A 25,573-nucleotide genomic window follows, 5' to 3' on the forward strand; every position below is an offset into this window, starting at 1 on the left:
CCACCTTTGCTCATGTCAAGCAAAGGTGGCATCAACATATATTATATGTTAAACTTATAGCATAGGCTGGAAGTATAAGTTTCTTGTGTATAGTAACACACTCAGTGGCTAAACTGATACGTTAATTTTCGTTCAGGTAATTGCTGCTATAGATATTGAAGATATGGATACTATAGTTGTTGTTTGCTGGGATGCATGTTTCATCAAATAACCACACGCTATCTGCTATCTCAAATATCATTGTATGCTATTGGTAAACCTTGTTTACTAGGTGTCTTTGTTGGTGCGATTAGTTCTACATAATCAGGTAGGCCTAATGTAGTGCAAACTAGAGAGTCTTTAGGTTTAGCGTCACTCATAATTTAGAGCCTAGCGGTGTTGACGTTTTAAAGTCATGGTCTTTTTAAAGCGCTGGCTAGGTATATTTAGTAAAGCGCAAAGTAGCGCCGGACAAACTGTTGGTATTAAATTAACACTAGCTAGATTTTTACTAAACATAATTATGATTAAATACAGTGAATTGACTGTAAGCGTTGGTACGTAGACCAGAGATGAGAGTGCTGCGGCCAGAGACGCTAACAAATATTAGCTAAATATACTAAATTTTACTTAGCATTTCGTATCAAAAGTAAAATTCTAGTGATGCAAGAACAGTCTTATTCAAAGAGAATAGTCTATTCTGAATAAACACTCTGTGGTTACCCTTTTGTAATTTCTGTTTTATATTGCGCCGCAGCCGAAGCTGCAGCTGCTGTGCCTAAGCGTATTAAATAGACCATTTCCGTATTAGTTATCAGCAAGTTCTTTATGTAATGAGCTATAGTCCACTTTAGTAAGTGTCAATATTCCTGACGTTTTTTCTATTAGCTAGACTAGGCTTGTACTTTATCTGCCTTATTACAAGTTGTTTAACACCACCTGCTATGTTAGCTGTAACAGGTGGGATATGCGTTTAGCAACAAGGCGCTATCTTATGATGGCAGTCATACGAAATCAGTGTATTCAATAATTTTGAGCTATCAAATTGCTGATAATTGAGTAATTATAATTCCTGTACCTAAAAAGTTAAATAGTACTCTAGTAAGTTTGGTATTAAAGCCAGAGAAGTGTGTAATGACGAACTAATCATTGCGGACATCACTATCATACATCCAAAATGCATAATAGTTGTATCTGGCCATTGCATATTGGCAAAATGGGCATTTCTCTTGCGGTCATCAAATATTTCGCTAATAAATTGCCGATCTTAGGTGTACACCTGAACCACTAAGCTATCAGTCTCGTTTTAGTATTAATGTAGTGCTTACACGCCATATAATGCATACTGAAACTAGTTCTATATTTCATATAAACATCAGTGCATTACACAACCTGAACCTGCCACAGTGACCGTGACTAGTGATTATTTAATAGTTAAGCGTGAAGCTTAAGCCGGGTTTATGGAGCTGACAAGTATGGACTCAGCTAGAAAATGGCTTAGGTAGTTCAATAATAGGCATACGCTACAAGACGCTGAATGTTAAAATGATGCAAGTCAGCCTGTAGTCAATTATAACGGAACAGAACTACAAGCTATTTGCCAACTTTCTTAAGCAGAGCGGTGGCACGCGCTAAGGACTTTCCATGAATATCAAGACTGCCCTGAGCCGTATCGTCAGCCATCTGGACCTGAGTACTGCTGAAATGAGTGATGTAATGTCAGAGATTCTGACTGGTCAATGTACTGATGCACAGATCGGTGCTTTCATGATAGCGATGCGCATGAAATGCGAAAGCATCGATGAAATCGTTGGTGCCGTGTTGATCATGCGTAAGTTAGCTGATAAAGTTAAACTCAAGACGCTTGAAAGCGTAGTTGATGTAGTTGGTACTGGCGGAGACGGTGCGAATATTTTTAATGTATCGACTGCGTCTTCTTTTGTAATCGCAGCAGCTGGTTGTACTGTAGCTAAGCACGGTAATCGTGCAGTATCCAGTAAGAGCGGTAGTGCTGATTTGCTTGAGGCGGCTGGTATTTACCTAAATCTGACACCAGCGCAAGTAGCGCGCTGCATAGACAGCGTTGGCATTGGTTTTATGTTTGCTCAGTCCTATCATAGCGGTATGAAATATGCTGCTGGCCCACGTCAAGATCTTGGCTTGCGTACCATATTTAACATACTCGGTCCGCTTACAAATCCAGCTGGCGTCAAGCACCAGGTGGTTGGTGTATTTAGTCAAGCGCTATGCCGGCTATTAGCTGAGGTTTTGCAGCGCCTGGGCAGTAAGCATGCATTAGTAGTCCATTCTAAAGACGGTCTAGACGAATTTAGTCTAGCGGTACCGACTGTTGTGGCGGAGCTCCAGAATGATCAAGTCACTGAATATTGTATCAAACCTGAAGACCTTGGAATAAAAAGTCAAAGTTTGCACGGTCTATCGGTGGAAAGCCCAGCGGCCTCATTAGGGCTAATTCGTGATGCTCTGAGTCGTCGCAAGACTAAAAACGGCCAAAAAGCGGCTGACATAATTATTCTGAATGCTGGTGCAGCATTATATGCTGCAGACTATGTCTATAGTCTGAAAGATGGTGTGGCTCTTGCACATGATGCCTTGCAGTCTGGGCTTGCTCGCGAGAAGCTTGAAGAGCTGGGTATCTTTACTGCGGTGTTAAAGACAGAGAATAACGAATGAGTACCCCAACCTTTCTGGAAAAAATTTTATCCCGTAAAGTAAAAGAGGTCGCTGAACGCCGTATCCGCGTTAGCTTGGCCGAACTTGAATCTATGGTAAAAATTGCTGCTGCGCCGCTTGGATTTGCTAATGCCATGATTAGCAGAGCAAAACTTAAACATCCGGCTGTAATCGCTGAGATTAAGAAAGCTTCGCCAAGCAAAGGCGTAATCCGTAAGAACTTTGTGCCGGCTGATATAGCTATTAGCTACGAGAAAGGCGGTGCAACTTGTTTGTCAGTGCTCACTGATATTGACTTTTTTCAGGGTTCAGACCTGTTCTTGCAACAGGCACGCACCGCGTGTAAATTACCAGTGATCCGCAAAGATTTTATAGTGGACCCATACCAGATTATCGAAGCGCGTGCTTTAGGTGCAGACTGTGTGCTTTTGATCGTTTCTATACTGGACAACGTCAAGATAGCTGAGCTAGCGGCCGTAGCCAAAAGCGTTGGCTTGGATGTACTAGTCGAAGTGCATAATAATGATGAGTTAGAGCGTGCACTGAAAATTCTCGACACACCGTTAGTTGGTGTTAATAATCGTAATTTGCATACCTTCGAAGTAAGTTTCGATAATATCTTTGATATATTGTCACGTATTCCCTGTGATCGCCTAGTCATTGCTGAAAGCGGTATTGTTAACCGTGCTGACGTAGATCTTATGGAGCTAAGCGGTGTGTATGCTTTCTTGGTCGGCGAGACTTTTATGCGCGCTGAAGATCCAGGATTAGAATTGCAGCGTTTGTTTTTTCCAGACCGTAGTATGGCATTCAGCGATTTTTGCCATTAACTAATTTGTAATGCTTTCAAAATATGAGGGTTAGCTTACCGTTAAAGGTGCGACTTGCTAGCGCTTAAATATTGGTTACTTTAAGCTAGTTTTAGTCGCTTGCTGATCTTTTAGGCGGTATATCAACTGCGATTCTTATTTGCCTGGCGACTATGATATTACTGCTCGAAGTCAGCTATGCGGAGTTGTTGATCTAGTTAAAAATTAAATTTGTGGCTACTTGTGGTCAAGTTTGGCGTAAAGTTAGTTATCGCTGTATAATGATCTAGAGGAGTTGATTATGGTGGTTAATTTTTCAATGTTTAGCTATCGTTCAATAAGTAAGTGCGTACCGATAGCTACTATGTCGCATTGCGTTAAGCTTCCCTCGCATCTTGCTGCGACTGTCCAGTTAAATTTTGTTGTACCGTCAAATGCTAACTTAGTTCTTACTTGACATAACGTTATAGTGTACAGTAAATGTTATTACTGTTTTACCTTTGACGCACTAAGGTGAATTTCCATAGTCTGGTAGACTATGTAACTAACTATATTTTGAACAACAGACAGTGAAACATATATTTTATAGTATTTAATCTTGAGATGCATATCGTTGTGTATCTGGCATGGTTTTATCAGGTAACTAGACTAGTGCTTGATGTTGTTGAAGGATTCTTGGTAATTTGATTGTTCATTGAACATAAGATGTTTATAGCATGTTTACTAAATTTACTAAATATTTTATAACTAATCCCATTGGCTTTGCACTCGATTCTCAGCAGGTACTTAAATACTGCGTTTTTTGCCTTTTAAGCATCTATTAAATAACTTTAATTTTTAAAAAATCTTTAGTATTAAGATATGTACTAATCATTTAGTAGCTGTCTTTTTTAGGATAGCGTGATTGTATTTATTTTTTAGTGTTATCAGTATTAACCTATCTCAGATTAGTTGTAAGTTTATATGATAAGTTTACAACTGCTTTTTCTGGCAGTGGAGTTTAAACGATGAAAGCACGTATTCAATGGATTGGTGAGGCCATGTTTCTCGGTGAGTCTGGCAGTGGTCACGCAGTGATTATGGATGGTCCGCCAGAAGATGGTGGTCGTAATTTAAGTATACGTCCGATGGAAATGCTCTTGCTTGGTATTGGCGGTTGCAGTAACTTTGATGTGGTGAGCATCTTAAAAAAATCCCGTCAGGCTGTGAAAAGCTGTGAAATCTTTCTAAAAGCCACACGCGCCACTGAAGAACCTAAAGTATTTACTAAAATCGATATGCATTTCGTAGTGAAGGGTTATGACTTGAAAGATGTTCAGGTTAAACGTGCTATTGAGTTATCAGCAGAAAAGTATTGTTCAGCGGCGATTATGCTCAGAGCGGCTGGCGTGGTCATCACCCATGATTACGAGATAATTGGGTTAGATTGATCGTTGCTTTGGTTAAAGAAGACATATTTCTTTTGTATATGCTATTAATGTATTAAATGTAATAAGTACTTTTAGTCATAATTTTGGCTAAAATGCTCATGCTAAATTTCACTAGTGCCGGAAAATGTAAACCATTTGTATTCAATGCGCTTTCTGCGTGGTGTTCCTCATCGCGACGCATCTGTTCAAGAATTGCCCTGGACTTTTTGTCTTCTGTTGGTAGTTGCTTCAAATGTTTATCTAGATGTTGGCACACCTGATGCTCAGTTGCAGCCATAAAACCGAGACTGATATTGTCGTTGATTAAGCCAGTAGCGACGCCGATGCTAAATGACAAGCCGTAAAATAATGGGTTCAATATGCTGGGATGACTACCAAGTTGTTGAATACGTTGCTCACACCAGACTAAGTGATCAATTTCTTCTTCGGCCGTATGTTCTATCGCTGTGCGTACTTGTAGTCGCTTAGCAGTCAGCGCCTGGCCTTGGTATAGTGCCTGAGCACAGACTTCACCAGTATGGTTTATGCGCATTAGGCATGCAACATGGTGGGTATCAGTCTCGTTCATCTGCGTATCTGGTTGCATAATAGCCGGTGATGGGCGATATGGTTGACTACTGAACGGCAGTAGTGTACGCATGGCTATACTGACTTGCATTAATAGGCGGTCAAACGGTGAGTAGTGACGCTGAGTAGTCATTTAGGCCTCCGATAGAATACTTGGCGACTTAGTCTACAACATATAGAGTGAATCGTTTGCGCTGATCAAGCCCATAAAGCTTTCAATCCTAGAGCTATATAAATCTTACTGGCTCGATCAGCCTGGCGGCCAGTTCATCTGGCGCTTACCAAGTACATGCATATGAATGTGGTAAATAGTTTGCCCGCCATCTTCATTACAGTTTACTACCACCCGAAAACCTTTCTCACAGCCTTGCTCTAATGCTAATCGCTGAGCAATGAACAAAATGTGCCCAGCTAAAACTTTGTCTCCCTCAGTTAATTCATTAAGATTGCGGATCGGCTTTTTTGGAATTACCAAAAAATGTACGGGAGCCATTGGAGCAGTATCGTGAAAGGCGAGGACCTGGCTATCTTCATAGAAAATCTTTGCGGGTATTTCTTTGTTAATAATCTTAGTGAACAGAGTATCCACAAACTATTTCTCCAGTATAAAATTAAGTATCTTTGGGTACTCAAGCGCTGGCAATAGGCTTTGTTGAGTGTTCAAGCAATTTTATGTGTTAGCCAGTGCAGCTTAAACATAAGTTGATTACAGCTATTGGTTGTTGAACTCAGGAAAGATAATATTTTTTCCAGTACACGCACAGGGTAAAACACACCTAATTTTAGCTGATCAGTTGTACGTAGCAGTCTATTTGAGGTTTATCCATGTATACAGTATGCAGTGCAAAAGAATATCCTACACGTAAGGTCGTGGTATAGTACCGAGATCTTAATGCTGTAGTTCTTCATTTTTTTCGCGTAAGCTCTAATAGAAGAGCTGCATATATCATTTTTGCTTACTTAGTAACTGCTTATTTATGAATTATGTTTTAAGCGCAGCAACTAAAATTGTCACATTGAGAATCTGCTGTCTATTATTCAGTACCAGAACATTGTTTAAGCTAGTGTAGTGACATTAGAGATATGCGCAAGTAATTGAAATTAAAACGGTTTGACTACTACTAAAATTACAATTGCCAGTAATATCAAAATTGGCACTTCATTAAACCATCGATAAAAGATATGGCTATGGGTGTTTTCGTCACTGGCAAAGCGTTTTATCTGTATTCCACACATAGCGTGGTAACCGAGCAGTATCACTAGCAAGGTTAGCTTGGCGTGAATCCAGGCACCTGATTGAAAGACGTCCTGGTTTAGTTGGATCAGCCAGCTACCAAATACTAAAGTAGCAATCATAGCTGGTCCCATGATGCTATGGTACAGTCTGTGCTCCATAACGCTGAAGCGTTCTTTGTTGACAGCGTCCTCACTTTGCGCATGATAAACAAATAAGCGTGGTAGATAGAATAGTCCAGCAAACCAACAGACGATACTAACGATATGGAAAGCTTTGATCCATAGATATAGCATTTTAGTTATTCTCAGGTTTGCGATGATGAAAGATCATAGTTGTTTATGCATCGGCACGTCACGTTGATAGTTATCTCCATGTGATACGTTTACTTATTTATCGAGAGCTTTTAGTAGATTTGTTCATGGTTGGTTGATGGTTAAGGTAATTATCGTTGACTGCACTATTTGCACCTATGTTGACTGTTAATTGTTGACTGCCTGCTTCTATTTGCTCAATATCCGTATTGTTAAGATATTTTTTCGTTAAGTTATACGCAACCGTCATGCGCTAGCGGTGGGGGTGAATCGCCGGCTTAGCTTACACAAGGTCATTGACCTGTCTAGTTTGTCTTCTTACCAGTAATATGGTAATAGGTTACTAAGTTATACTACTGGTCACCATAGTTAGTAAGCCTAAATCGCTACATTAGTTAGTTTAAGTTTATTAGCAATCAATTGTGAGTAAATTAAGCAGGCATAGCTGAGTTATGTTAGGTATTTATCCGACCATATATAACTAAGTGTCTTACCATTGTTGAAACTGTTAATTAGCAGATACCCCTTACTTGATCGCGGATCACAAATCTATTTTAAGTTGTGCTGACCTAAGAGCATATTGAGGTTTAGCTGTGTTGTTAGAAGTCGAAAAGCATAGCGGTTTGTTTTGTAAAAAAAGCGTCACCGCTTACTATAAATTTATCATATGTAGTGTCATACTATAGTTAAAATGTGTGTAGCCTAATGTTTACTCTGTACTTGATGTTGATAATTTATAAAATGACTCTGCGCCCTTGCGCAACCGCTGCTGATCACACGGCATCTTTTGTAAGCGTCTTTTAAAAAAGCACTATGTTAGTCAACCTTTTTGCAAAATTATTTTGTTGGCAGATACTTATAAATTTATTAGTGTAGTTTTACACGGCATTAATGCTATACATTAATGCCGTGCATCATTTGCAGAATAATAATTCAATAGTATTATTAGTAATATATATCCTAATTAATAGCACGTGTGTTTGGGTAATCTAGAATATGAATATTTTGTGTGACCTTTGATGAGAAAGCGTGTTTGTCTGACGCAGGTAAAATACATTAAATTTTGAATTTGTGTATATGTAAAAAGCTTGTTAGTCAAGTCTTTTATATTTTTAATAACTGAAAATATATTAATATATCGTCACAAATAGCTAGCTGTTTTCAGGAGAATTAGTTAATGCTGCTGCATTATGCATATATCGTAGATAAGTTTGTAGGTTATCAGCATGAGCGTTAAATTTTACGCTCCCATGACTTTGCAAGTCACACACAGTGCCGTTCACAAGGTGAAGAGCTTGGTTAATGAAGCAGGTAATGATCGCCTGAAACTACGTATATTTGTTAAGGGTGGAGGTTGTTCAGGGTTTCAGTACGGTTTTACTGTCGATGAAGATATTGCTGATGACGACACTATTGTCGAGTGTGAAGGTGTTAGTTTAGTCGTAGACTCGATGAGCTTTCAATACCTAGCAGGCTCTGAGGTAGATTATCAGGAAAGTCTAGCAGGTTCGCGTTTTATGATCAAGAATCCTAATGCCACAACTACTTGTGGTTGTGGATCTTCGTTCTCGATCTAATTGATCAGTAGATAATCAAATACTGCTTGGCTTTAGTTGGGTTACGCAGTGCTTTGTTGTTTAGATATTTTAAATATTAAGTTAGGTGAGTTTTGTTTAAACAACTGTATTTACGTGCTTCAGTGATGCTATGTTAGTTGGTGTTGATACCTTTATAGGTAGAACACGAGTAAGTTACACACAGGCCATGATGTTGACCTAGTCGGAGGAGTCGAAGCTATTAATTAAGCGGTGCTGCTAATCTGCATATCATGGCACTAGCGTTGCTAGGTAGCTAGCGATGATAGCATCATGAGTACTATTATCACTATAAATTTGCATGATTTCGATATCGGTCTATGCATTTTGTATAGATTTGATGATGATTAACGCTGCAGGCTTGTGTTGTGGCGTGGTGCCCGATTGTATATTTTAAAGCTTGCACATTGCTAATTTAGATAGATAGTGCGTAACACTATCTAAGGTTCAATATTTTACAATTAATACTTTTGAGCTTTAGTTAAAAAGAATAGATAGCCAAGCAATGCTTAGCGCAGCTGAGGTTTTATCTCACCAGTTGCTGGCCGATTAAGTTATTGCAATCAACATGCTTTCTGTATTAATAATGGACCCAAGGTATTTAGGAAGATATTACCCAGGTCGCAGCTAAAGTTTGTTAATGGTTTACCAGTTTCAGTAAACTAAGGTTTTTTTGAGTTTATCGATATTCAGTTAATGGCTACCGCTGATGCGTTTACTGAATAATGCTTCATGGAAAGTAGGTAACGATGACGTGCTATGTTTATAGCAGATGATTTAGTAGTGATTATCAATAATACTGATGTCTTGGTTTTTAAAGTGTTACCGTTTTAAGCAAACATGAATGCCTGTAGTTGTAAGAATTACTTAATACTTATGATTCTCGAACTGGCGATCTCATTCAATCTTTCAGTGTATAGATTTGACAGATCAGCGCATATGATGCTAGGTGTAAATGGATAGCGAGTAGCAACTAAGTTAATTACCTAGCCTTGTTTAATTAAAACGATATCCAAGCTATTAAAGCTAGTTATAGCCATAACATTTACATAATATATACTTTAGCGCTTAGCTGAGGCGAGCAGAGTAGAGCGCTCCTGGTTCATTCGTTCTATCAGGGGCCGGCTTTGCTGTAGGAATCGCATGCGTTCAGTTTTAGAAATCTGGCTGGTTATTAATAGCTTATGACTTAATGGATCGACATGCACGCCATTTATTTGGAATTCATAGTGTAAATGCGGGCCAGTGGATAGACCGGTGGTGCCAATGTAGCCGATAATCTGGCTTTGCTTAACGTTGCTACCAATCGACAGGCCTTTAGCGAAAGCCTGCATATGGCCATATAGCGTGCGGTAATTGTCACCATGTTGAATTATTACGGTATTACCGTAGCTGCCACACCGGCTAGCCAACAATACTTTGCCATCACCAGCTGCCTTGATTGGAGTGCCACTTGGGGCAGCATAATCAACACCTTTGTGAACACGAATTTTATTGAGGATTGGATGCTTGCGGCCCATTGAAAAGCGTGAGCTGATACGGGCAAAGTCTACCGGTGTACGAATGAAGGTTTTGTGTATATTGTAGCCATCGGCGGTATAGTAACTGCTGTTGCCTTGTTTGTTGGTATAGTGCACTGCAGTGTAAGTTTTGCCGCGGTTAGTGAAACGCGCTGAAAGAATAGCGCCAGTACCGACAATTTTGCCATTAGCGATTTTCTGTTCGTAGATTATGTCAAACTCGTCACTTTGACGGATATCTTGAGTAAAATCAATATCATAGCCAAACATACTAGCTATGTTCATGGTCATACTATGTGATAGTCCTACACAAGCTGCTGATTGTGATAGCGAGCCATTGATGACACCATGTATGTAGGCGGAGCGCATTACTGGTTCGGTAATGATGTGGTTAAAGGCAAAGCCTTGAGCGCTTTTAGTCAAAGTAATGCTTTCGAGATCACTAATAGTACTGTGTAAATTCTTTAGTTGGCCTTCAGAGGTTAATTCAAATTCAAGTTTTTGGCCGTGTTTAAGCTGCATGAATTGTTTGGCTTGTTTATTGCTTGCTAACACCTTATTAATAGTATAAGCAGGTAGGCCAATCTTTTCGAAGAGCGTTGAAAGCGTATCACCTTTGGTAACAGTTATTTGCCGATATAATGGATTCTTTTGGTTGATAGGCGTAGACTGCTCTTGGGTGATCACCTGGACGTCTTCTGGGGTGCTGTCCATCTGTGCAAATAGAGATTTTGTGGGTGCATGTATAGCTTGCTGTATGCTGGAAATGTCTTGATTGTGTATAAGTTTTTTGAACTGATTTTCAATGTCAAAACTTCTAGATATTCTTTTAGCTTCTACGTCACAAAAATGGCATACTAAGAGCACTAGACTGAAACAAGCGGTTATACTGCTTGTAACGAGCAGGTAGGCCTTTAGATAAACTATCAATATGTTAGATTGTGGTATGCTCATAAATAATTTGAACTTTGAATATACATGGAAATATTAAAAATAAAATAACTGTATAAAATATAACCAAATAACTTATAGCGCAAGCTTGTAAATACTGGCCTGCCATATTGTGTCCGTATGCATGATAAAACTTGTAGGTCTGTTATGAAGTCGGTAGAAGAGCAACTAGCGCTAATAAAATTTGGTGCAGCAGAGCTGTTGGGCGAAGCTGATCTTATTAAAAAGTTAAAGAGTGGCCAGCCCCTGCGTATTAAGGCTGGCTTTGATCCAATGGCGCCAGATCTACACTTAGGTCACACCGTGCTTATTGATAAGCTGCGCCAGTTTCAGGAACTTGGGCATCAAGTCATTTTTCTTATAGGTGATTTTACTGGGATGATTGGTGATCCGAGCGGTAAGAGTGCAACGCGCCCGCCGCTGACCCGTGAGCAGGTTCTTAATAATGCCGAGACCTACAAAACCCAGGCATTCAATATTCTTGACCCAGCTACGACTGAAGTGGTATTCAATTCTGTCTGGATGGATCAGATGAAACCAGCTGATTTTATTAGTCTGGCTTCTCAGTATACTGTGGCGCGTATGCTTGAGCGTGATGACTTCGATAAGCGTTACTCTACTAATCAGTCGATTGCGATTCATGAGTTTCTTTACCCGTTAGTTCAGGGTTATGATTCAGTAGCATTGTATGCAGATGTTGAGCTTGGAGGTACTGATCAGAAGTTTAATCTGCTGATGGGGCGTGAGCTACAACGTGCTTATGGACAAGAGGCGCAGTGCGTTTTGACTATGCCATTGTTAGTAGGATTGGATGGTGTCAAAAAGATGTCCCAGTCTCTGGGTAACTATGTAGGAATACAGGAAGCGCCTGGTGTGATGTATAGTAAGCTAGTTTCAATGCCTGATTTTTTGATGTGGCGTTATCTTGAGCTGCTGAGCTTTCGCTCAATGGACGAGATTAAAGCGCTACGTTATAAGGTTGAGGCGGGTACTAATCCGCGTGACCTAAAGATAACGTTGGCGGAAGAGATCATCGCACGTTATCATGGTGAAGAAGCGGCAGTTAGTGCTCATCGTGCAGTTGGCAATCGTATGAGAGATGGCTATTTACCGGATAATGTGCCGGAAATTGAGCTGAAGGCTACCGAATCAATGCCAATTGCGACCGTGCTCAATAAAGCAGCGTTAGTGAAGAATGCAGCAGTTGCACGCGACCTTTTGGGTTCTGGTGTTGTACGTATAGATGGTAAGATTGTCGATCGTACCTTTCTGTATGAGTTAAGTGCTACCCATGTTTGCCAGGTTGGAAAGAAGGTATTTGCGCGTATTACGCTTAAATCAATATAAACTGAAAATTAAGTATTAATGGTAAGTTGTCTCTATAAATAATTTATAATTATGTTAAAATAAACAAATCTTGTGATATATAAATATCAATGATTAATACAATAATTATTGATTCAAAGCAGAGAAATAAATGCAGGAATTAGCATGTATTACTGCATGCTTGGTTTGTTACTGTTTAACAAACACGTCAGTAGTTGAGGTTATTTAAATCGAAGAGATCTTTGAAGGCTAGTGATAATTGCGACTTGACAGTAAATGGTAATGCTATAACATGTTTTACGTAAGTTAATTGGTTAAAAGTTTAATTGACAGACTCTTAATGGTTAAACTAAAAAAACTCGCGCAGGTGCCAGAGCTAGCTGGCTCAATAAATAACACTTTTATCAAAGTATTAGCTCATTTAAAATACCTTGTATATGTATAAAATGATGAGTTCTATCATCAATAAAATTTAAAGCTAATAGTGTGCTTAATATGTGTAAGCCTTGTTTATCAAAAAATAAATTTTTTCTTGCTTATACATAATTTAATTAAGTAGTGTTAAAGTCTTTCTGGGCATCAGATCGGCATGCACCCCATCAGAGTGCATGTGGTAGAAGGTTTTGCGCAATAGGTAAAAACCTGCTTTAAATATATCGCTGCCTTGGTGTTATCTAAAGAGTAAATACTGTGCTCCGGATGCACTATGATAGTAACTAGCTAAGCTCACAAGCGGAGTATATCTAGTAAAGCTAATTTTAGTCTGAACACCAACTGGGCAAAGTTGGCTGCCTTGCTGTCATAGGTGATGTTATATATAATATAGTTTCTTTTAATCGTCAGCATTAAGTCGTTTTTTTCGTTAAAAAAACGACAAAAAGAAGCCTAAAATTGGGTCTGTAGCTCAGTTGGTTAGAGCACACCCCTGATAAGGGTTAGGTCGGCAGTTCGAATCTGCCCAGACCCACCAATTTAGTATGGGAAACGTCTATTAGAGAGATAAAGATATATCTCCATCACCTTCAGAGTTTTCCTTATACGTAAAAAATTAAAAAAGCTTTAATAGTTATAAAAAATAAACTTAGTAATAACTAAATAAATTTACTTAGTTAGCCGTTTTTTATAAAAAAAGAAAAGCATAAGGCAAAATACGAAATGGTATACAGTACAAAACATGTTTATCTACGATAACTATAGATAACTGGAATCACCCAACTAAATTTTAAACTCAGTCAAACAATGTAGCGTCGATGGCATTGCAAGGATAGTGTCCAATGCAATAGCAGGTAATAGTTTTTATGGTTGTTATCATAATTGTTAGTAAATCTAAATACTATTTATTTTTATGCAATATTCTTATACAATATACCATATATTACTTACAATAAAGTAACACTGAAAATATCTTTGGTATTAGAATTAATACTATTTGGAAGTAACTCAAGCATCTTCAGTTCGTGTAAAATCTATCCAATGCATGAAAGTTATAGTAAAAATTTTTTACTTACGCAGCATCTTTAATGCTGACTGTATAGCATAATTTCTAGCATTTACATAACAATATCTGTAGGATATGGTAGATAAAGCTGAAAAGCTAGTCAGCTAGTCAGCTAGTTTGCTTAAAATGTATATTGTTACTATCTAGTTGCAAAATAGACCTATAGCAAAAATTATATAATCTCCAGGAAGAGTAAGCGTATAATCATTACTATGGTTACTTGCTCAGGCAAGTATTACTGCGTAAATTGATGCTGTATGTCTAATCACTATGATTGATCACACGAAATAGTGACAAAATCTTTTAATAAACAGTAGTTTGGCTTGGTGTGCTTCGCTGATCTATCACACGGCGCTAAACTATAAATACGTGTAGCGCTGCTATATAAAGTATTTCCTATATGGAAAAGAGACAATAATCAGATTAAATATTTTAATAAGTTTGCCGCTCAAGATTAGAGCGCATGAAGTTTAATGACTTTTAACTAAATATTATGTTTTACGCTAATCTAGGCTAGGCTAGGCTAAGCTTAGCTTACTCTTGATAATACATTGTGATACGCAATACTATAAGACAATCTGCTATTGAGGCATATAGGTAGTGCAATATTTTGCAATCGTGACGTATGGCAAATCAGGTTAGAATATGCTGGATAATGTTCATTTTCCTAAGATGATTGAAGTAATTGTTAATTATTTAGTCTACGTTACTTAGGTTATATCTTTATTGATAAATTGCAAATTACTTATGTCTTAATTAGTGAATAACTATTATAAGCAGTCTAACAATCATAATGATTGAGTCAAGGAAAAAGTGCTTATGCGACGCAGAAGACTTATATGCCTACAAAATACCAACAAAAGCAATAAAGTCATTAATACCGTAATTTTATTACATATATAAAATATTTTAAGCTTAACTTTTTAATGAGAAGTTATTTTTAGTTAGATGTATCTCCTTAAATAACTATTTAAGGAGATACATCTAACCATAATAAACGCTGTTATTAATAGTTTGAATTGCTTCTTACTTATAATAATGAACCATTAGCGTTAGCTCCTCAAAAGCAAAATTATAAGTGAAAGCTTATGACACTAATGATGTATATACTGCGTCAGTAGTGTATTAGCTGAATTCAATTTTCAGGTGCTATGATAACATCTGCATACTAATTTAATTAAGTTATAACAGAATAATTTCTGTTATGTTGTTAACCAACAAACCTACACCAAGGTGATTACCTTGGTGTAGGTTTGTTGGTTCGGTAAAGGCTGCTTGGTATGCTCTGCGATTCAGCATGACTTTCGCGATATCAATCGTCGTTACCAAGCGTAAATTATGTTGTGTAATTTTTTACCTTAAGCCATGCGATACATTTCATGCGCTATGATCCATAGTTATTTATCTTATAAATAATCTACTATCTATTCATGATACCAATAAACTAACGCTTAAGCGGTGTGATCGATCTTGATAGTTGGATCAGCACCGCTAATCAACGAGTTAATACTGGTGTGAGACCAATCATTACCTTCTAGCTTAATCGTTACATCGTCATTAGCTATGCTGTCACTAGCGTTGAGCTTACCTTCACTACTAATTTGTAGGGTTGAGACACCATCTACCGTAATAATTTTTAGGTAATTGTCAATAGTACTGTCTGTCTCGCCCTTCAAAAGATCACGAAGATCAATACAGTCACCATCTGATGTGTTAAACTCTTTAATAATGTCGTTGCCGTAGTCACCATCATTCCATATAAAGGTGTCCGCACTAGAGCTGCCTATAAAGATATCGTTGCCAGGCCTGATAGGGTTTTCAGTAGATGTTGAGCTAACTGTTAGATTGAACTGGTCATCATAGTTAGCCGCTAGTTTCACAATTAAGGCGCTCAGGTCCCAACCAGTCACGTTGACTTCATCTAAGTCTTTAGTTGCGGTAAAGCTATGCCCGGCAGAGTCGGTAAGTACCGAATCGATCGGTACACCGCTGATCTTCACACTTAAGGTTTCTGAGCCATCAGTATCAGTTAGCTCAGCAGTCACTTTAGATAGCTGCACGATGTCGTTTTCACTGCCTTTATTGAGTGTGTAACCGATGTAGTGATCATTAACGTTGCTTTCGCTATGTGGGTCTGATGCATGCACACCAGCATTAGACTGGTTGGTAACATTGGTGTATAGTGGTGCGTAGCTGGTGCTCAGATCATGGACTTGGTTACCGTTAATCGACATGTTAACATCATAGTGACCTGGGCCAGACTGGTTAGTATAATATATATTAAGGCTGCAATAACCGCTATTAGTTGGTGTGAAGGTACCCTTAAATTCACCGTTATCCACACTCTGTATCCCACTAATTACGTCTTTACCGTCAATGTTGATTACTAGGCTGTCATCGGCAATACCGCTAAAAGTATACACTTTACCGGCTTCCATATAGATCAGGCCAGAGATCTTTGTATCTGTACTAGGAGCTATATTAGCATTAGACTCAACATTACTAATGATCATGGTGCTGTTCGGGGCACTGGCATTATCAATGTCTTTTTTCAGATTAGCTGGCGTATTGGTACGCAGCCGTGCAATGTGATGCCAGCTTTGTTTGATTAAGCCTTCAGAGTTGGTATGATTGTTGGTTACATTGATAGCAGGTGCGTCGGCTATTGGCGTGATATCAATTGTTATTGTCGAGCTATTGCCAAGCTTCATGCTGTCTGTAGGCTGAAACTTGAACCGTGCATAATCGGCCTGTCTGTTGCCAACACCAATGCCGCCATAACTATCAATGCCAGATTCATTTACACCAGGCATGAAGCGCACTTGACCATCATCAATCTGAGCTTTGGTGAAAGTCTGACCAGCGGTTACCATGGTCCATGTGTCGTCATGTGCAGCTAGGTACTGTAGCTTGCCAGCCATCGGTAGATCTATAATCTTTACGCCAAGGTTGCTTTGTTGTGAGTCAACGTCGGTTACGTTAAAGTTGTCCCAGGCAAATATCAGCGGTGTATCTTCGATGCCGATCACGACGCCACCGGTGGTTACTGGTGAGTCGTTAACTGCTATAACGTTAATAGTAGTGGTGGCTACATTAGAGTAGCTGTCGCCATCGGTAACGCTTACAGTAATTAAGCGTTGTATAGTGCTTGGATCGTGACTGCTATTGGTAAATTTTATGTTCTGGATCTGTTGCATGTACTCAGCTAGTGTTGAGCTACCAGAAAATGTTAGAGTTATCTTGTTTATTTGATTATCAGTACTGCTGCTAATGCCGCTTATACTGTTGGCTACGTTTAGCGTGTCACCTGTTTGTGCATTAGTCAAGATGACCGTTGCGCCGGTTAGCATCGTGCTGTCTGGGTCGGTAATTTTGATATTAGTATCCGCAATTGAAACACTATGCTCAGCAGCATCTTCAGTAAAAATAGTTTTATAGTCAGCGTCCTTGGCACCGCTGGTGTTGTTGGCATCCAGGTCAATCACCGGTGGCATTTTTACGATGGTGGTGTCAGCAGTACTGTGTTTACTGATGATCGTGGTGTTTACTGGTGTAGTAATTGGCACTAAGTTCTCGAAATGTTCCCCACCGGTTACGTTTTTAATTGCAGTCGTTACGGTCTGGTTGCTTTTATGGCTGTTATTAGGCGCTATTGTGGTAACAGTGCCGCTAGACTGGTTTACGCCTATGGTAATACTTTGGCTATTATCTAAAGTTACAGTAAGCGGGTTGGTTAGGTTCGTGACTGTATTTCCTGACTTGTCGGCTAGCGTTGCGGTGTGCACTATAGTGTCGCCTTCGTTAACACTGTTAGTGGCGGTTAAGATAATATTTACCATATCAATGGTGTCATTGATCTTTGTAGTCACGCCATTTCCAGCAACTACTAATTTTTCGAAGTTGCCACCAGTGGTGTCTATAATCTTCACTGTCTGCGTATGCTCATAGATAAACACGTCATCACTAGATGCTGGCATAGTGAGTGTGCCAGTAGTTTCACCAGCCTTGATAGTTATTATTGAGCCATTGTCAAGCTTCAACATCACGTCAGTGATGGCCTTGTTGCTTAAAGTGGCAGTATACGTAATTTGATCGTTTTCGTTTACCTCAGGTGGAGCGGTCAACGTTACGGTAGTGGTGTCAATAGTATTAGTAATATGGGTAATAGCCGGATTCGAGTCGACTGTCAGCATTAGGTTATTCCCACCAGTGATGCTGCTGATATTTGCACTAATCTGACTATGATCAATATACGGGCTATCATACAGCATTAGCGGTATGCTTATAGTGCTGTTTAATTGTCCAGCGTTAATTGTAATCACTGCACCATTGGACAAGATAATATCTAAGTTGTTACTAGAAGGATGGGTTAGGGTGGCCGTGTAGTTAATCGTGCCACCGGCTTCGGTAATGGTCGGTGTTGCATCCAGTGTCAAGGTCGAGGCCTGAAGCAGGGTCGAGCCGTTAGTATCACTAGAGCCCTGGGTATCCGTGAGTTGGGTTATCGTTAAAGTATTCTGGTTCAGTTGGTTAGTCTGGAAGCCGATCGTCGGGTCTACTTGACTGGCGGTCGGGTCTAGCACTACAAAGCCACTATGACCACCGCCCGCAGTACCATTATCGTTAATGACGGCTGGGTCTAGTGTAACGGCTTCTAGGTTGGTAGTTGGGTCGATCCCTGAGCTGGTAGCTTGTTGCAGCTCTGAGGCAGAAGGTGCCGCATGCTTGGCGGTAGTGGCTAGGTTACGGCTGGAGTTCGGCAGGTCGGCACTCCATTGGGTTTCATGGCCAAGATCTAGTGTGCGGCCATCAAATAGTTCTAGGCTGGCAGCGCCAGATATTCCAGTGTAGATCTCATCGCCTGCGAACAGGCGGTCGCCTTCGACAAGAATACGACGCGTTCCCTCGGGAGAGATAATAAAAACCTGACCTACAATGCTTTTTACAATGGCAACAACACTGCTCATTAAAGATTTCTCCAACAATCTGTTTCTGTAAATTCCATGTGGCTATTGTCCCATGATTGGGTTATAGCAAAACAATAGTCTATGATGTAGACTGTTGATGATGTGGTTACTGGCCACATCATCATTAGGCTAATTTATGAGCCATCTAGTTTAGTTTATGCACACTATTGTGATCATGGTTGATATCGTAAACAATTGACTCAGTAATATTACACTGATATGCGTAGAACGTGTTTAGTTTTTTAAACTATCCAATCTACGATTATTGTCGTAGGTATAATATCTGGCATCAGCGATGTCAATCGCTGTGATTTGAGACAAGAAATCCTGGGGAATTTTAAATGTATCTGCATCTGTTTAAAGCGATACCATTTGTTGTACTTACAGTTAGTTTTGCACAAGCCCAAACATTGCCCCTTGCGATGCAACAGGCGTTAGATGTGCGCCCGGAAATTCAAGCTGGTGTAAATAGTCGTCTTGCCGCTGATTACCAATTGCGCGCAGCCCAAGGTGGTTACCTGCCGCATGTCGACATTAACGCTAGTTATGGCCGTGAAGGTGCTGATAACTCCACTACTCGCTCTAATAATAGCCTAAACGGCAACCACTGGGATACGCTCAATCGCCAAGAGTCTAGCCTGCGCTTGCAGCAGATGATTTTTGACGGCTTCGCCACGTCTAACGAAGTTGGACGGCAACAAGCTGAAGTTAATTCCCGTGCTTATTCTTTACTCAGCACTACCGAGCGCACCGGTTTAACCGTTGCTCGGGTCTACCTAGATGTGCTGACCCGTCGTGAATTTGTACGTCTGGCGGAAGAAAACCTGCGTAACCATGAGCGTATATATGATCAGATTAAATTACGTACACAGAGTGGTGTCGGAAATGGTGCTGACCAGGATCAAGCTGAGGCACGACTAGCCCAGGTCCGTAATAACCTGCTTACGGAGCAGACAAATCTAGCTGACTCTCAAGTTAACTACCTAAGCGCTGTTGGCCAGATGCCCAACCAGCTAGAACGTCCAGCATCCTTTATATCTACGCTACCAGCAAATTTGAATGAAGCGCGTAGCCAAATGCTTGATAACAGCCCTGTCCTACGTTCAGCCGAGTCCGATATTTCTGCCGCCGAGAGCCAGTATGAAGCTGCTAAATCTCCCTTGTACCCGCGTTTTGATGCTGAATTTAGTACTAATGCCGACAATAACGTTGCTGGTGATGCTAGCCACAGCAGCGGCTGGAAAGCCATAATACGCATGCGCTTTAACCTGTTTGCTGGTGGCAGCAATAAGGCTGACTTGCAATCAAAGTCATACTTAGTAAACCAGGCACTGGATATCCGTAACAACGCTTTGCGTCAACTAAATGAAGAGCTTTGCTTAGCCTGGAACGCCTTGAATAACGCTAATGCACAGTTGCCGGTAGCTCAGCAATACGTGGACCACAGTACCCGCGTGCGTACCTCATACCGGCAGCAGTTTAGCTTGAGCCAGCGTACCTTACTTGATTTACTTGATAGCGAGAATGAATTATTTACTGCTTCCCGTCGTCTGGAAGAGATCAAAAACATTCAGCTATTTAGTCAATATCGAATTAAGGCGACCATGGGCGAGTTACTCAAAAGCCAGGGAGTAGTCGCGCCGATAGCGTCTGTTGTACAGAACTATATCAAGCCTAAAGTTCAACTGCCTGGGATGAATTAAATTACCAGCTCAATAGCCCTATTTGTTTAGTCGAGAATGCACCGCGTGGAATCTACAATCAGTCGAGTTCAGCTCAGTCATGATCCACGCACGTTGCACGACGACCCTTTGCTTGACAGCTTATTAACACTTTGTGCTCTGCACCAAAAGCCAGTTAGTGCAACCATGCTTACCACTGGCTTGCCGCTGCCATCACAGCGGCTAAGTGCTGACTTACTGCCGCGTGCAGCTGCACGCGCTGGCCTGCAAGGCCGTGTGTTGTGGCGTAAACTAGAGCAGATCCCGACGATTGCGCTACCGGCTTTGCTGTTGCTTAAGGATGGTCGTAGTGCTGTACTTGTAGCTTGGCAAGGCAAAGACGAAGCATGTATTCTGCTTAGCGAAAGCGATGGCGGTGAAGTATTGATTAAACGTGAATTATTGACTGCAGATTACATTGGCAAGGTTTTCTTTGCCCAGCCGCAGCACAAATTTAACGTTAACCGTGAAACTTTAATTCCTCGTGTGCATTCGTGGTTTTGTGATACCATTAAGCTTTCTCGCTGGCTCTATACTGACGCTATTGCCGCAAGCTTCCTGATTAACATCATCGCTATGGCAGCACCTCTGTTTGTGATGAACGTTTATGATCGTGTGGTGCCGAATCAAGCTACCGCCACCCTGTGGGTGCTGGCCGTAGGTATCTGCGGTGCATATTTGTTTGACCTGATCCTCAAAATTTTGCGTAGCCTTTGCTTGGACTTGGCTGGCAAGAAAACAGACCTAATCATTTCGGCTACTTTGTTTGAGCGTATTGTTGGCATGTCCATGAAGTACCGTCCAGCAAGGGTTGGCAGTTTTGCACAGAATATTCACGACTTTCAAAATCTTCGAGATTTTCTCGCATCGTTGACTCTTGCTAGCCTGATCGACCTGCCGTTTACTCTTATGATTTTTCTAGTGATCGCAAGCTTCGGTGGACATTTAGTTTGGATTTCAGTGCTAGCATTTCCTTTAGCTTTGGGTGTTAGCTATGTACTGCAAAAGCCTTTGGTATCAACCGTAAAACGTACTATAGCGCTAGCCGCTGAGCGCCAGTCAAGTTTAATCGAAACTCTTGCTGGATTGGATATGGTGAAGGTTAACAATGCCGAAAGCGATCGCCAGTATGGATGGGAACAGAACATCGGTACCTTGAGCCGGCTTGAGTTACGCGTGAAGTTGCTGTCAGGCCTATCTATGAATATAACCATACTCATTCAGCAACTGGCAGGCGTGATCATGATTGTGATTGGTGTGTACCAGATCATTGACGGTAACCTTAGTATTGGTGGCCTGATAGCTTGCTATATGCTTAGTAGCCGTGCCCTTAGCCCGCTAGCTGCGTTGTCTGGTCTATTGACCCGTTACCAGCAAGCTAAGGTCACTATGATCTCGGTAGATCAAATGATGGATCTGCCACAAGAGCGCAATTTAGAAGAGCATCCCATGAGCCGTCGCATACTAAAAGGCGCTATTGAATGCCATGGTCTAAACTTTACCTATCCGAACCAACAAAATGCCGCGCTAAAAAATATTAACCTAGTAATTAAGCCTGGTGAAAAAATTGGCATCATCGGTCGTAGTGGTTCAGGTAAAAGCTCTCTTGCTAAGCTAATTGTCGGTCTGTACCAGCCAGATTCTGGCACTTTGTTATTAGATGGTGTAGATGTGCGTCAGATCGATGTGAGTGAACTACGCCACAATATCGGTTACGTAGCTCAAGACATTCAGCTGTTAGCTGGTACCTTGCGCGATAATCTCGTCTCTGGTGCGCGTTATGTAGAAGATGAAATAGTCTTGCAAGCTGCTGAATTAGCAGGTGTACATGAATTTGCCCGATTGCACCCCCAAGGCTATGAGCTGCAAGTCGGTGAGCGTGGGCAGAACTTGTCTGGTGGTCAACGCCAAAATGTCGCTTTGGCGCGCGCCCTATTGCTCAATCCGCCTATCTTGCTACTAGATGAACCCACTAGCGCTATGGACAATACTAGCGAGGAACGTTTAAAGCAACGCTTGCAGGCTGTAGTGCAAAGTAAAACTATATTTTTAGTTACACATCGTGCTTCGCTGCTTTCGCTAGTCGACCGATTATTGGTAGTTGACCGTAAGCAAATCCTGGCTGATGGTCCAAAAGATGTAGTTATGGAAGCTTTAAAAAAAGGACAAATTAGTGTGGCCTGACTTCATTAAAAACGCAGTTAGTCGCTACTTCAAAAGTAATAACTATTTGCATGGTCAGCCCATGTCTGAGATTAACAAAACATTAATCGAGGATGCGCCACGGGTTATACGCCTGACTATTTGGGCCATTATTGCGTTCTTTGTGTTCTTGGTAACTTGGGCAGGTTTGTCTAGCACTGATGAAGTTACCTGTGGCGACGGCAAGGCGATTCCATCATCTAAACTGCAGAAAGTCCAGAACTTGGAAGGTGGGATCATTGCTGAGTTATATGTTAAGGAAGGACAGATTGTTGAAGCCGGTGCGCCATTGATTCGCCTCGACGATACGCGTTTCGTTTCCAATGCTGGTGAAATTGAAGCCTTGCGCTTGGCCATGCAATTACGCGTCGAGCGTCTAAGTGCACAAGTGGATGATCGCCCATTGAATATCCATGATGATGTGCTTCAGGCTGCACCAAACCAGGCTGCTAACGAGCGCTCCTTGTATGAAAGCCGTCGCCAACAGTTGAGAGATGAAGTCGGTGGCTTAAAAGAGCAATTAGTGCAACGCCAACAGGAACTGCGTGAATTTACCTCCAAGCAAGGCCAGTATCGCAACCAGCTGTCCTTGCAGCGTCAGGAGTTAAACATGTCTGCACCTTTAGTATCCCAAGGTGCAGTGTCTCCAGTGGAAGTATTGCGTCTTAAACGAGCCGAAATGGAAACCCGTGGCCAGCTGGACGCCACTACTCTAGCTATTCCACGCGCCGAGTCGGCAATTAAAGAAGTTCAGCGTAAGATTGATGAAACCCGTGGTAAATTTCGCAGCGATGCCCTCATTCAACTCAACGAAGCCCGTACTGAGCTAAGTAAAGCTGAGGCTACCATTCGCGCCTTGGAAGACCGAGTTAGTCGTACGCTGGTTATCTCGCCAGTGCGCGGCATCGTGAAGCAGTTACTGGTTAATACCGTCGGTGGCGTGATACAGCCTGGCAGCGATATAGTCGAAATTGTGCCGCTCAATGACACCTTGCTTGTAGAAGCGAGAATCCGCCCAAAAGATATTGCCTTCCTGCACCCTGGACAAGAAGCAATCGTCAAATTCACTGCCTATGACTATACTATATATGGAGGTTTGCAGGCAAAGCTAGAGCGTATCAGTGCTGATACAATGACCGATGAAGATAAAAAAACCACCTACTATATGATTACCTTGCGTACTGATCGCAGTCATTTAGGTACCGATGACAATCCGTTACTAATAATTCCAGGTATGGTAGCATCGGTGGATATAATTACTGGAAAGAAAAGTATCTTGAGTTATTTGCTAAAGCCAATAATTAAAGCGCGAGCCGAAGCCTTGCATGAGCGGTAAATATTGATTATTTACGATAAAACCATGGATATTACCACATTTTCTTATGTATATCGCAACATACTACATATAGTATATTCGTAATAAAATTTAAGTTGCTGTTCTTATATATTTATTCCTTTGCTTAACTATTGGGTATCCTTATTTATTCTATCTTTATTATTGTTACGAAGGCAATTTCTATTGCTTAATCCTCTGAGGTTTGCTAGCTACTAGTTAGTAGTATCTATGCCTAGATCATTTGCTAGAATTTGGCTTTCCTAGTCCAAAAAAACTTTTTATACATCTAACTTAAACCAATACATCATAGTTTTCCACTATCTGCGTATTACCCAGAGCAATAGATCGCCTTGAGACGATACTGCGGTGTGCTGCACGCTGTGTATTTTCAAAGGTAGTGGATAAAATAGTTTGTGAATTTACGGCACAGACCAACATCTATGGTATAATTTTTTCTAGGTGACAAAACTTTAGCATAATATATACAGGCTAAACCAAACTAAGTTAGTTTTGCACGGCAAATTGCTTAGAGGCTATTTAGGAATTCTTGTGCTAGCTTATCTATGTAAGCTGCTTTGGTTAAACCTGGTAGCGCTATTGGTAATTTCACTAAGGTAAATGCTAGCGTATCGTAGATAAAAATTATCATTGAGTCTTATTAGAGTAAACGCCTGAACTTTTAGTGAGGGATTTTTATGGTGATTAAAAGTCACTAAAACTAGCGACTGTGTCAGTATCTGCTAAATTGATGTACTCCGGCATGCCGCAACCGATAAAATTATTGTATTTTATTTAATAGTACTTGCTCTACCCTGGCATTTATCGGTTATGTTAGCGATTCCACTACTAGTAATGATAGCGACCATTTAGTGTCTTATTAATTATGGCGCTATAGTTTCTGATTAAGCTACTAACGACAGTTTGGCAAGTGGCAAACATTGCTGCGCTTAGTGGCCTTAGCTTGCTCTACAATTAGCCTAGCAGCTACAATAGAACACTCTAAACCAACACATTAACGTTATAGACTAAAGCTAATAACGCCAAGGTTAATGTGATTGACAGCACTGTAGCCTATCAGCTTAAATACACAAAATTTGGATAACAGGCTGTGACAAGTTTGAGTGACAGCAAAACGTCAGCACTAACTAGCTCATACTTAACATCGCTGGCTTTGAGCCAGCGATGCGATTAAACTGGCGCGCAGTGATCTGCTAAGCGACTAGTTTGTCTTCAAGTTAATACCTAATTATTTCTTGGATTAGTTGGTTTGGTTTAAATTATAGGCTATCTAAGCCTAGTTTCGATATGGTTTATACATAGTAGCGTACTGGCGACAGCTGTTATGGGCAGTGGCTGATTTAGCAAACAATTATCAACCTACGTTAACTAACGTTTTAACGTACAAGTATTTTTTAGTAGCTACGTTAGCA

The 25,573-nt window shown here is 40.7% G+C and carries 13 protein-coding genes and 1 tRNA gene; 9 read left to right on the forward strand and 5 right to left on the reverse strand.

All coding sequences use genetic code 11. From position 1 onward, the window contains the following. Positions 1–1,623 precede the first annotated feature (1,623 nt). The 3 genes from trpD (at position 1,624) to C3B55_RS00590 (ending at position 4,912) form a co-directional block, all read left to right on the forward strand. Positions 1,624–2,673: an anthranilate phosphoribosyltransferase gene (trpD, locus tag C3B55_RS00580; RefSeq protein ID WP_129210528.1), complete on the forward strand. Its 1,050-nt coding sequence runs from the start codon at positions 1,624–1,626 to the stop codon at positions 2,671–2,673. Next, entirely contained in the window at positions 2,670–3,503 is an 834-nt protein-coding gene (trpC, locus tag C3B55_RS00585) for an indole-3-glycerol phosphate synthase TrpC (protein ID WP_129210530.1), read from the forward strand. The genes trpD and trpC overlap by 4 nt, the downstream gene beginning before the upstream one ends. 986 nt (positions 3,504–4,489) lie before the next feature. Then, on the forward strand, positions 4,490–4,912 hold the full coding sequence (locus tag C3B55_RS00590) for an OsmC family protein (RefSeq protein ID WP_129210532.1): 423 nt from the start codon (positions 4,490–4,492) through the stop codon (positions 4,910–4,912). 52 nt (positions 4,913–4,964) lie between these two features. On the opposite strand, the gene coq7 is transcribed toward C3B55_RS00590, so the two are convergent. The 3 genes from coq7 to hemJ form a co-directional block, all read right to left on the reverse strand. Next, positions 4,965–5,612: a 2-polyprenyl-3-methyl-6-methoxy-1,4-benzoquinone monooxygenase gene (coq7, locus tag C3B55_RS00595; RefSeq protein WP_129210534.1), complete on the reverse strand. Its 648-nt coding sequence runs from the start codon at positions 5,610–5,612 to the stop codon at positions 4,965–4,967. A 117-nt stretch (positions 5,613–5,729) separates the two neighbouring features. Then, positions 5,730–6,068: a histidine triad nucleotide-binding protein gene (locus C3B55_RS00600; protein ID WP_129210536.1), complete on the reverse strand. Its 339-nt coding sequence runs from the start codon at positions 6,066–6,068 to the stop codon at positions 5,730–5,732. Positions 6,069–6,580: 512 nt separating this feature from the next. Then, a complete protein-coding gene (hemJ, locus tag C3B55_RS00605) occupies positions 6,581–7,009 on the reverse strand; it encodes a protoporphyrinogen oxidase HemJ (RefSeq protein WP_129210538.1) in 429 nt (142 codons plus the stop codon). Between the two features lie 1,244 nt (positions 7,010–8,253). Between hemJ and erpA the strand changes: the two genes are divergently transcribed. Then, entirely contained in the window at positions 8,254–8,604 is a 351-nt protein-coding gene (gene erpA / locus C3B55_RS00610) for an iron-sulfur cluster insertion protein ErpA (RefSeq protein WP_129210540.1), read from the forward strand. A gap of 1,079 nt (positions 8,605–9,683) precedes the next feature. On the opposite strand, the gene C3B55_RS00615 is transcribed toward erpA, so the two are convergent. Continuing rightward, positions 9,684–11,096 (reverse strand): peptidoglycan DD-metalloendopeptidase family protein, encoded by a 1,413-nt coding sequence (locus C3B55_RS00615; protein WP_129210542.1) that lies wholly within the window; start codon positions 11,094–11,096, stop codon positions 9,684–9,686. Positions 11,097–11,240: 144 nt separating this feature from the next. On the opposite strand from C3B55_RS00615, the gene tyrS reads away from it, so the two are divergent. Further along, positions 11,241–12,440 carry a tyrosine--tRNA ligase gene (tyrS, locus tag C3B55_RS00620; RefSeq protein WP_129210544.1) on the forward strand — a complete coding sequence of 400 codons (1,200 nt, stop codon included), beginning with the start codon at positions 11,241–11,243 and terminating at the stop codon, positions 12,438–12,440. Positions 12,441–13,312: 872 nt separating this feature from the next. Continuing rightward, positions 13,313–13,389 (forward strand) — tRNA-Ile (locus C3B55_RS00625). Positions 13,390–15,368: 1,979 nt separating this feature from the next. On the opposite strand, the gene C3B55_RS00630 is transcribed toward C3B55_RS00625, so the two are convergent. Beyond that, positions 15,369–18,884 carry a retention module-containing protein gene (locus tag C3B55_RS00630; RefSeq protein WP_129210546.1) on the reverse strand — a complete coding sequence of 1,172 codons (3,516 nt, stop codon included), beginning with the start codon at positions 18,882–18,884 and terminating at the stop codon, positions 15,369–15,371. A 341-nt stretch (positions 18,885–19,225) separates the two neighbouring features. On the opposite strand from C3B55_RS00630, the gene C3B55_RS00635 reads away from it, so the two are divergent. The 3 genes from C3B55_RS00635 (at position 19,226) to C3B55_RS00645 (ending at position 24,143) form a co-directional block, all read left to right on the forward strand. Next, on the forward strand, positions 19,226–20,587 hold the full coding sequence (locus C3B55_RS00635) for a TolC family outer membrane protein (RefSeq protein ID WP_129210549.1): 1,362 nt from the start codon (positions 19,226–19,228) through the stop codon (positions 20,585–20,587). Positions 20,588–20,632: 45 nt separating this feature from the next. Further along, the gene (locus C3B55_RS00640; RefSeq protein ID WP_129210551.1) at positions 20,633–22,789 is read left to right on the forward strand and encodes a type I secretion system permease/ATPase; all 2,157 of its coding nucleotides are present in this window, start codon (positions 20,633–20,635) and stop codon (positions 22,787–22,789) included. 61 nt (positions 22,790–22,850) lie between these two features. Further along, a complete protein-coding gene (locus C3B55_RS00645) occupies positions 22,851–24,143 on the forward strand; it encodes an HlyD family type I secretion periplasmic adaptor subunit (protein WP_129210553.1) in 1,293 nt (430 codons plus the stop codon). The last annotated feature ends 1,430 nt before the right edge of the window (positions 24,144–25,573 follow it).

The organism is Candidatus Pseudomonas adelgestsugas, assembly GCF_004124255.1.
Classification (GTDB): Bacteria; Pseudomonadota; Gammaproteobacteria; order Pseudomonadales; family Pseudomonadaceae; genus Aquipseudomonas; species Aquipseudomonas adelgestsugas.

Coding starts and splice junctions, on each gene's coding strand:
- trpD (WP_129210528.1), top strand. CDS start 1,624: ATGAATATCAAGACTGCCCTGAGCCGTATCGTCAGCCATCTGGACCTG.
- trpC (WP_129210530.1), top strand. CDS start 2,670: ATGAGTACCCCAACCTTTCTGGAAAAAATTTTATCCCGTAAAGTAAAA.
- C3B55_RS00590 (WP_129210532.1), top strand. CDS start 4,490: ATGAAAGCACGTATTCAATGGATTGGTGAGGCCATGTTTCTCGGTGAG.
- coq7 (WP_129210534.1), bottom strand. CDS start 5,612: ATGACTACTCAGCGTCACTACTCACCGTTTGACCGCCTATTAATGCAA.
- hemJ (WP_129210538.1), bottom strand. CDS start 7,009: ATGCTATATCTATGGATCAAAGCTTTCCATATCGTTAGTATCGTCTGT.
- erpA (WP_129210540.1), top strand. CDS start 8,254: ATGAGCGTTAAATTTTACGCTCCCATGACTTTGCAAGTCACACACAGT.
- C3B55_RS00615 (WP_129210542.1), bottom strand. CDS start 11,096: ATGAGCATACCACAATCTAACATATTGATAGTTTATCTAAAGGCCTAC.
- tyrS (WP_129210544.1), top strand. CDS start 11,241: ATGAAGTCGGTAGAAGAGCAACTAGCGCTAATAAAATTTGGTGCAGCA.
- C3B55_RS00630 (WP_129210546.1), bottom strand. CDS start 18,884: ATGAGCAGTGTTGTTGCCATTGTAAAAAGCATTGTAGGTCAGGTTTTT.
- C3B55_RS00635 (WP_129210549.1), top strand. CDS start 19,226: ATGTATCTGCATCTGTTTAAAGCGATACCATTTGTTGTACTTACAGTT.
- C3B55_RS00645 (WP_129210553.1), top strand. CDS start 22,851: ATGTCTGAGATTAACAAAACATTAATCGAGGATGCGCCACGGGTTATA.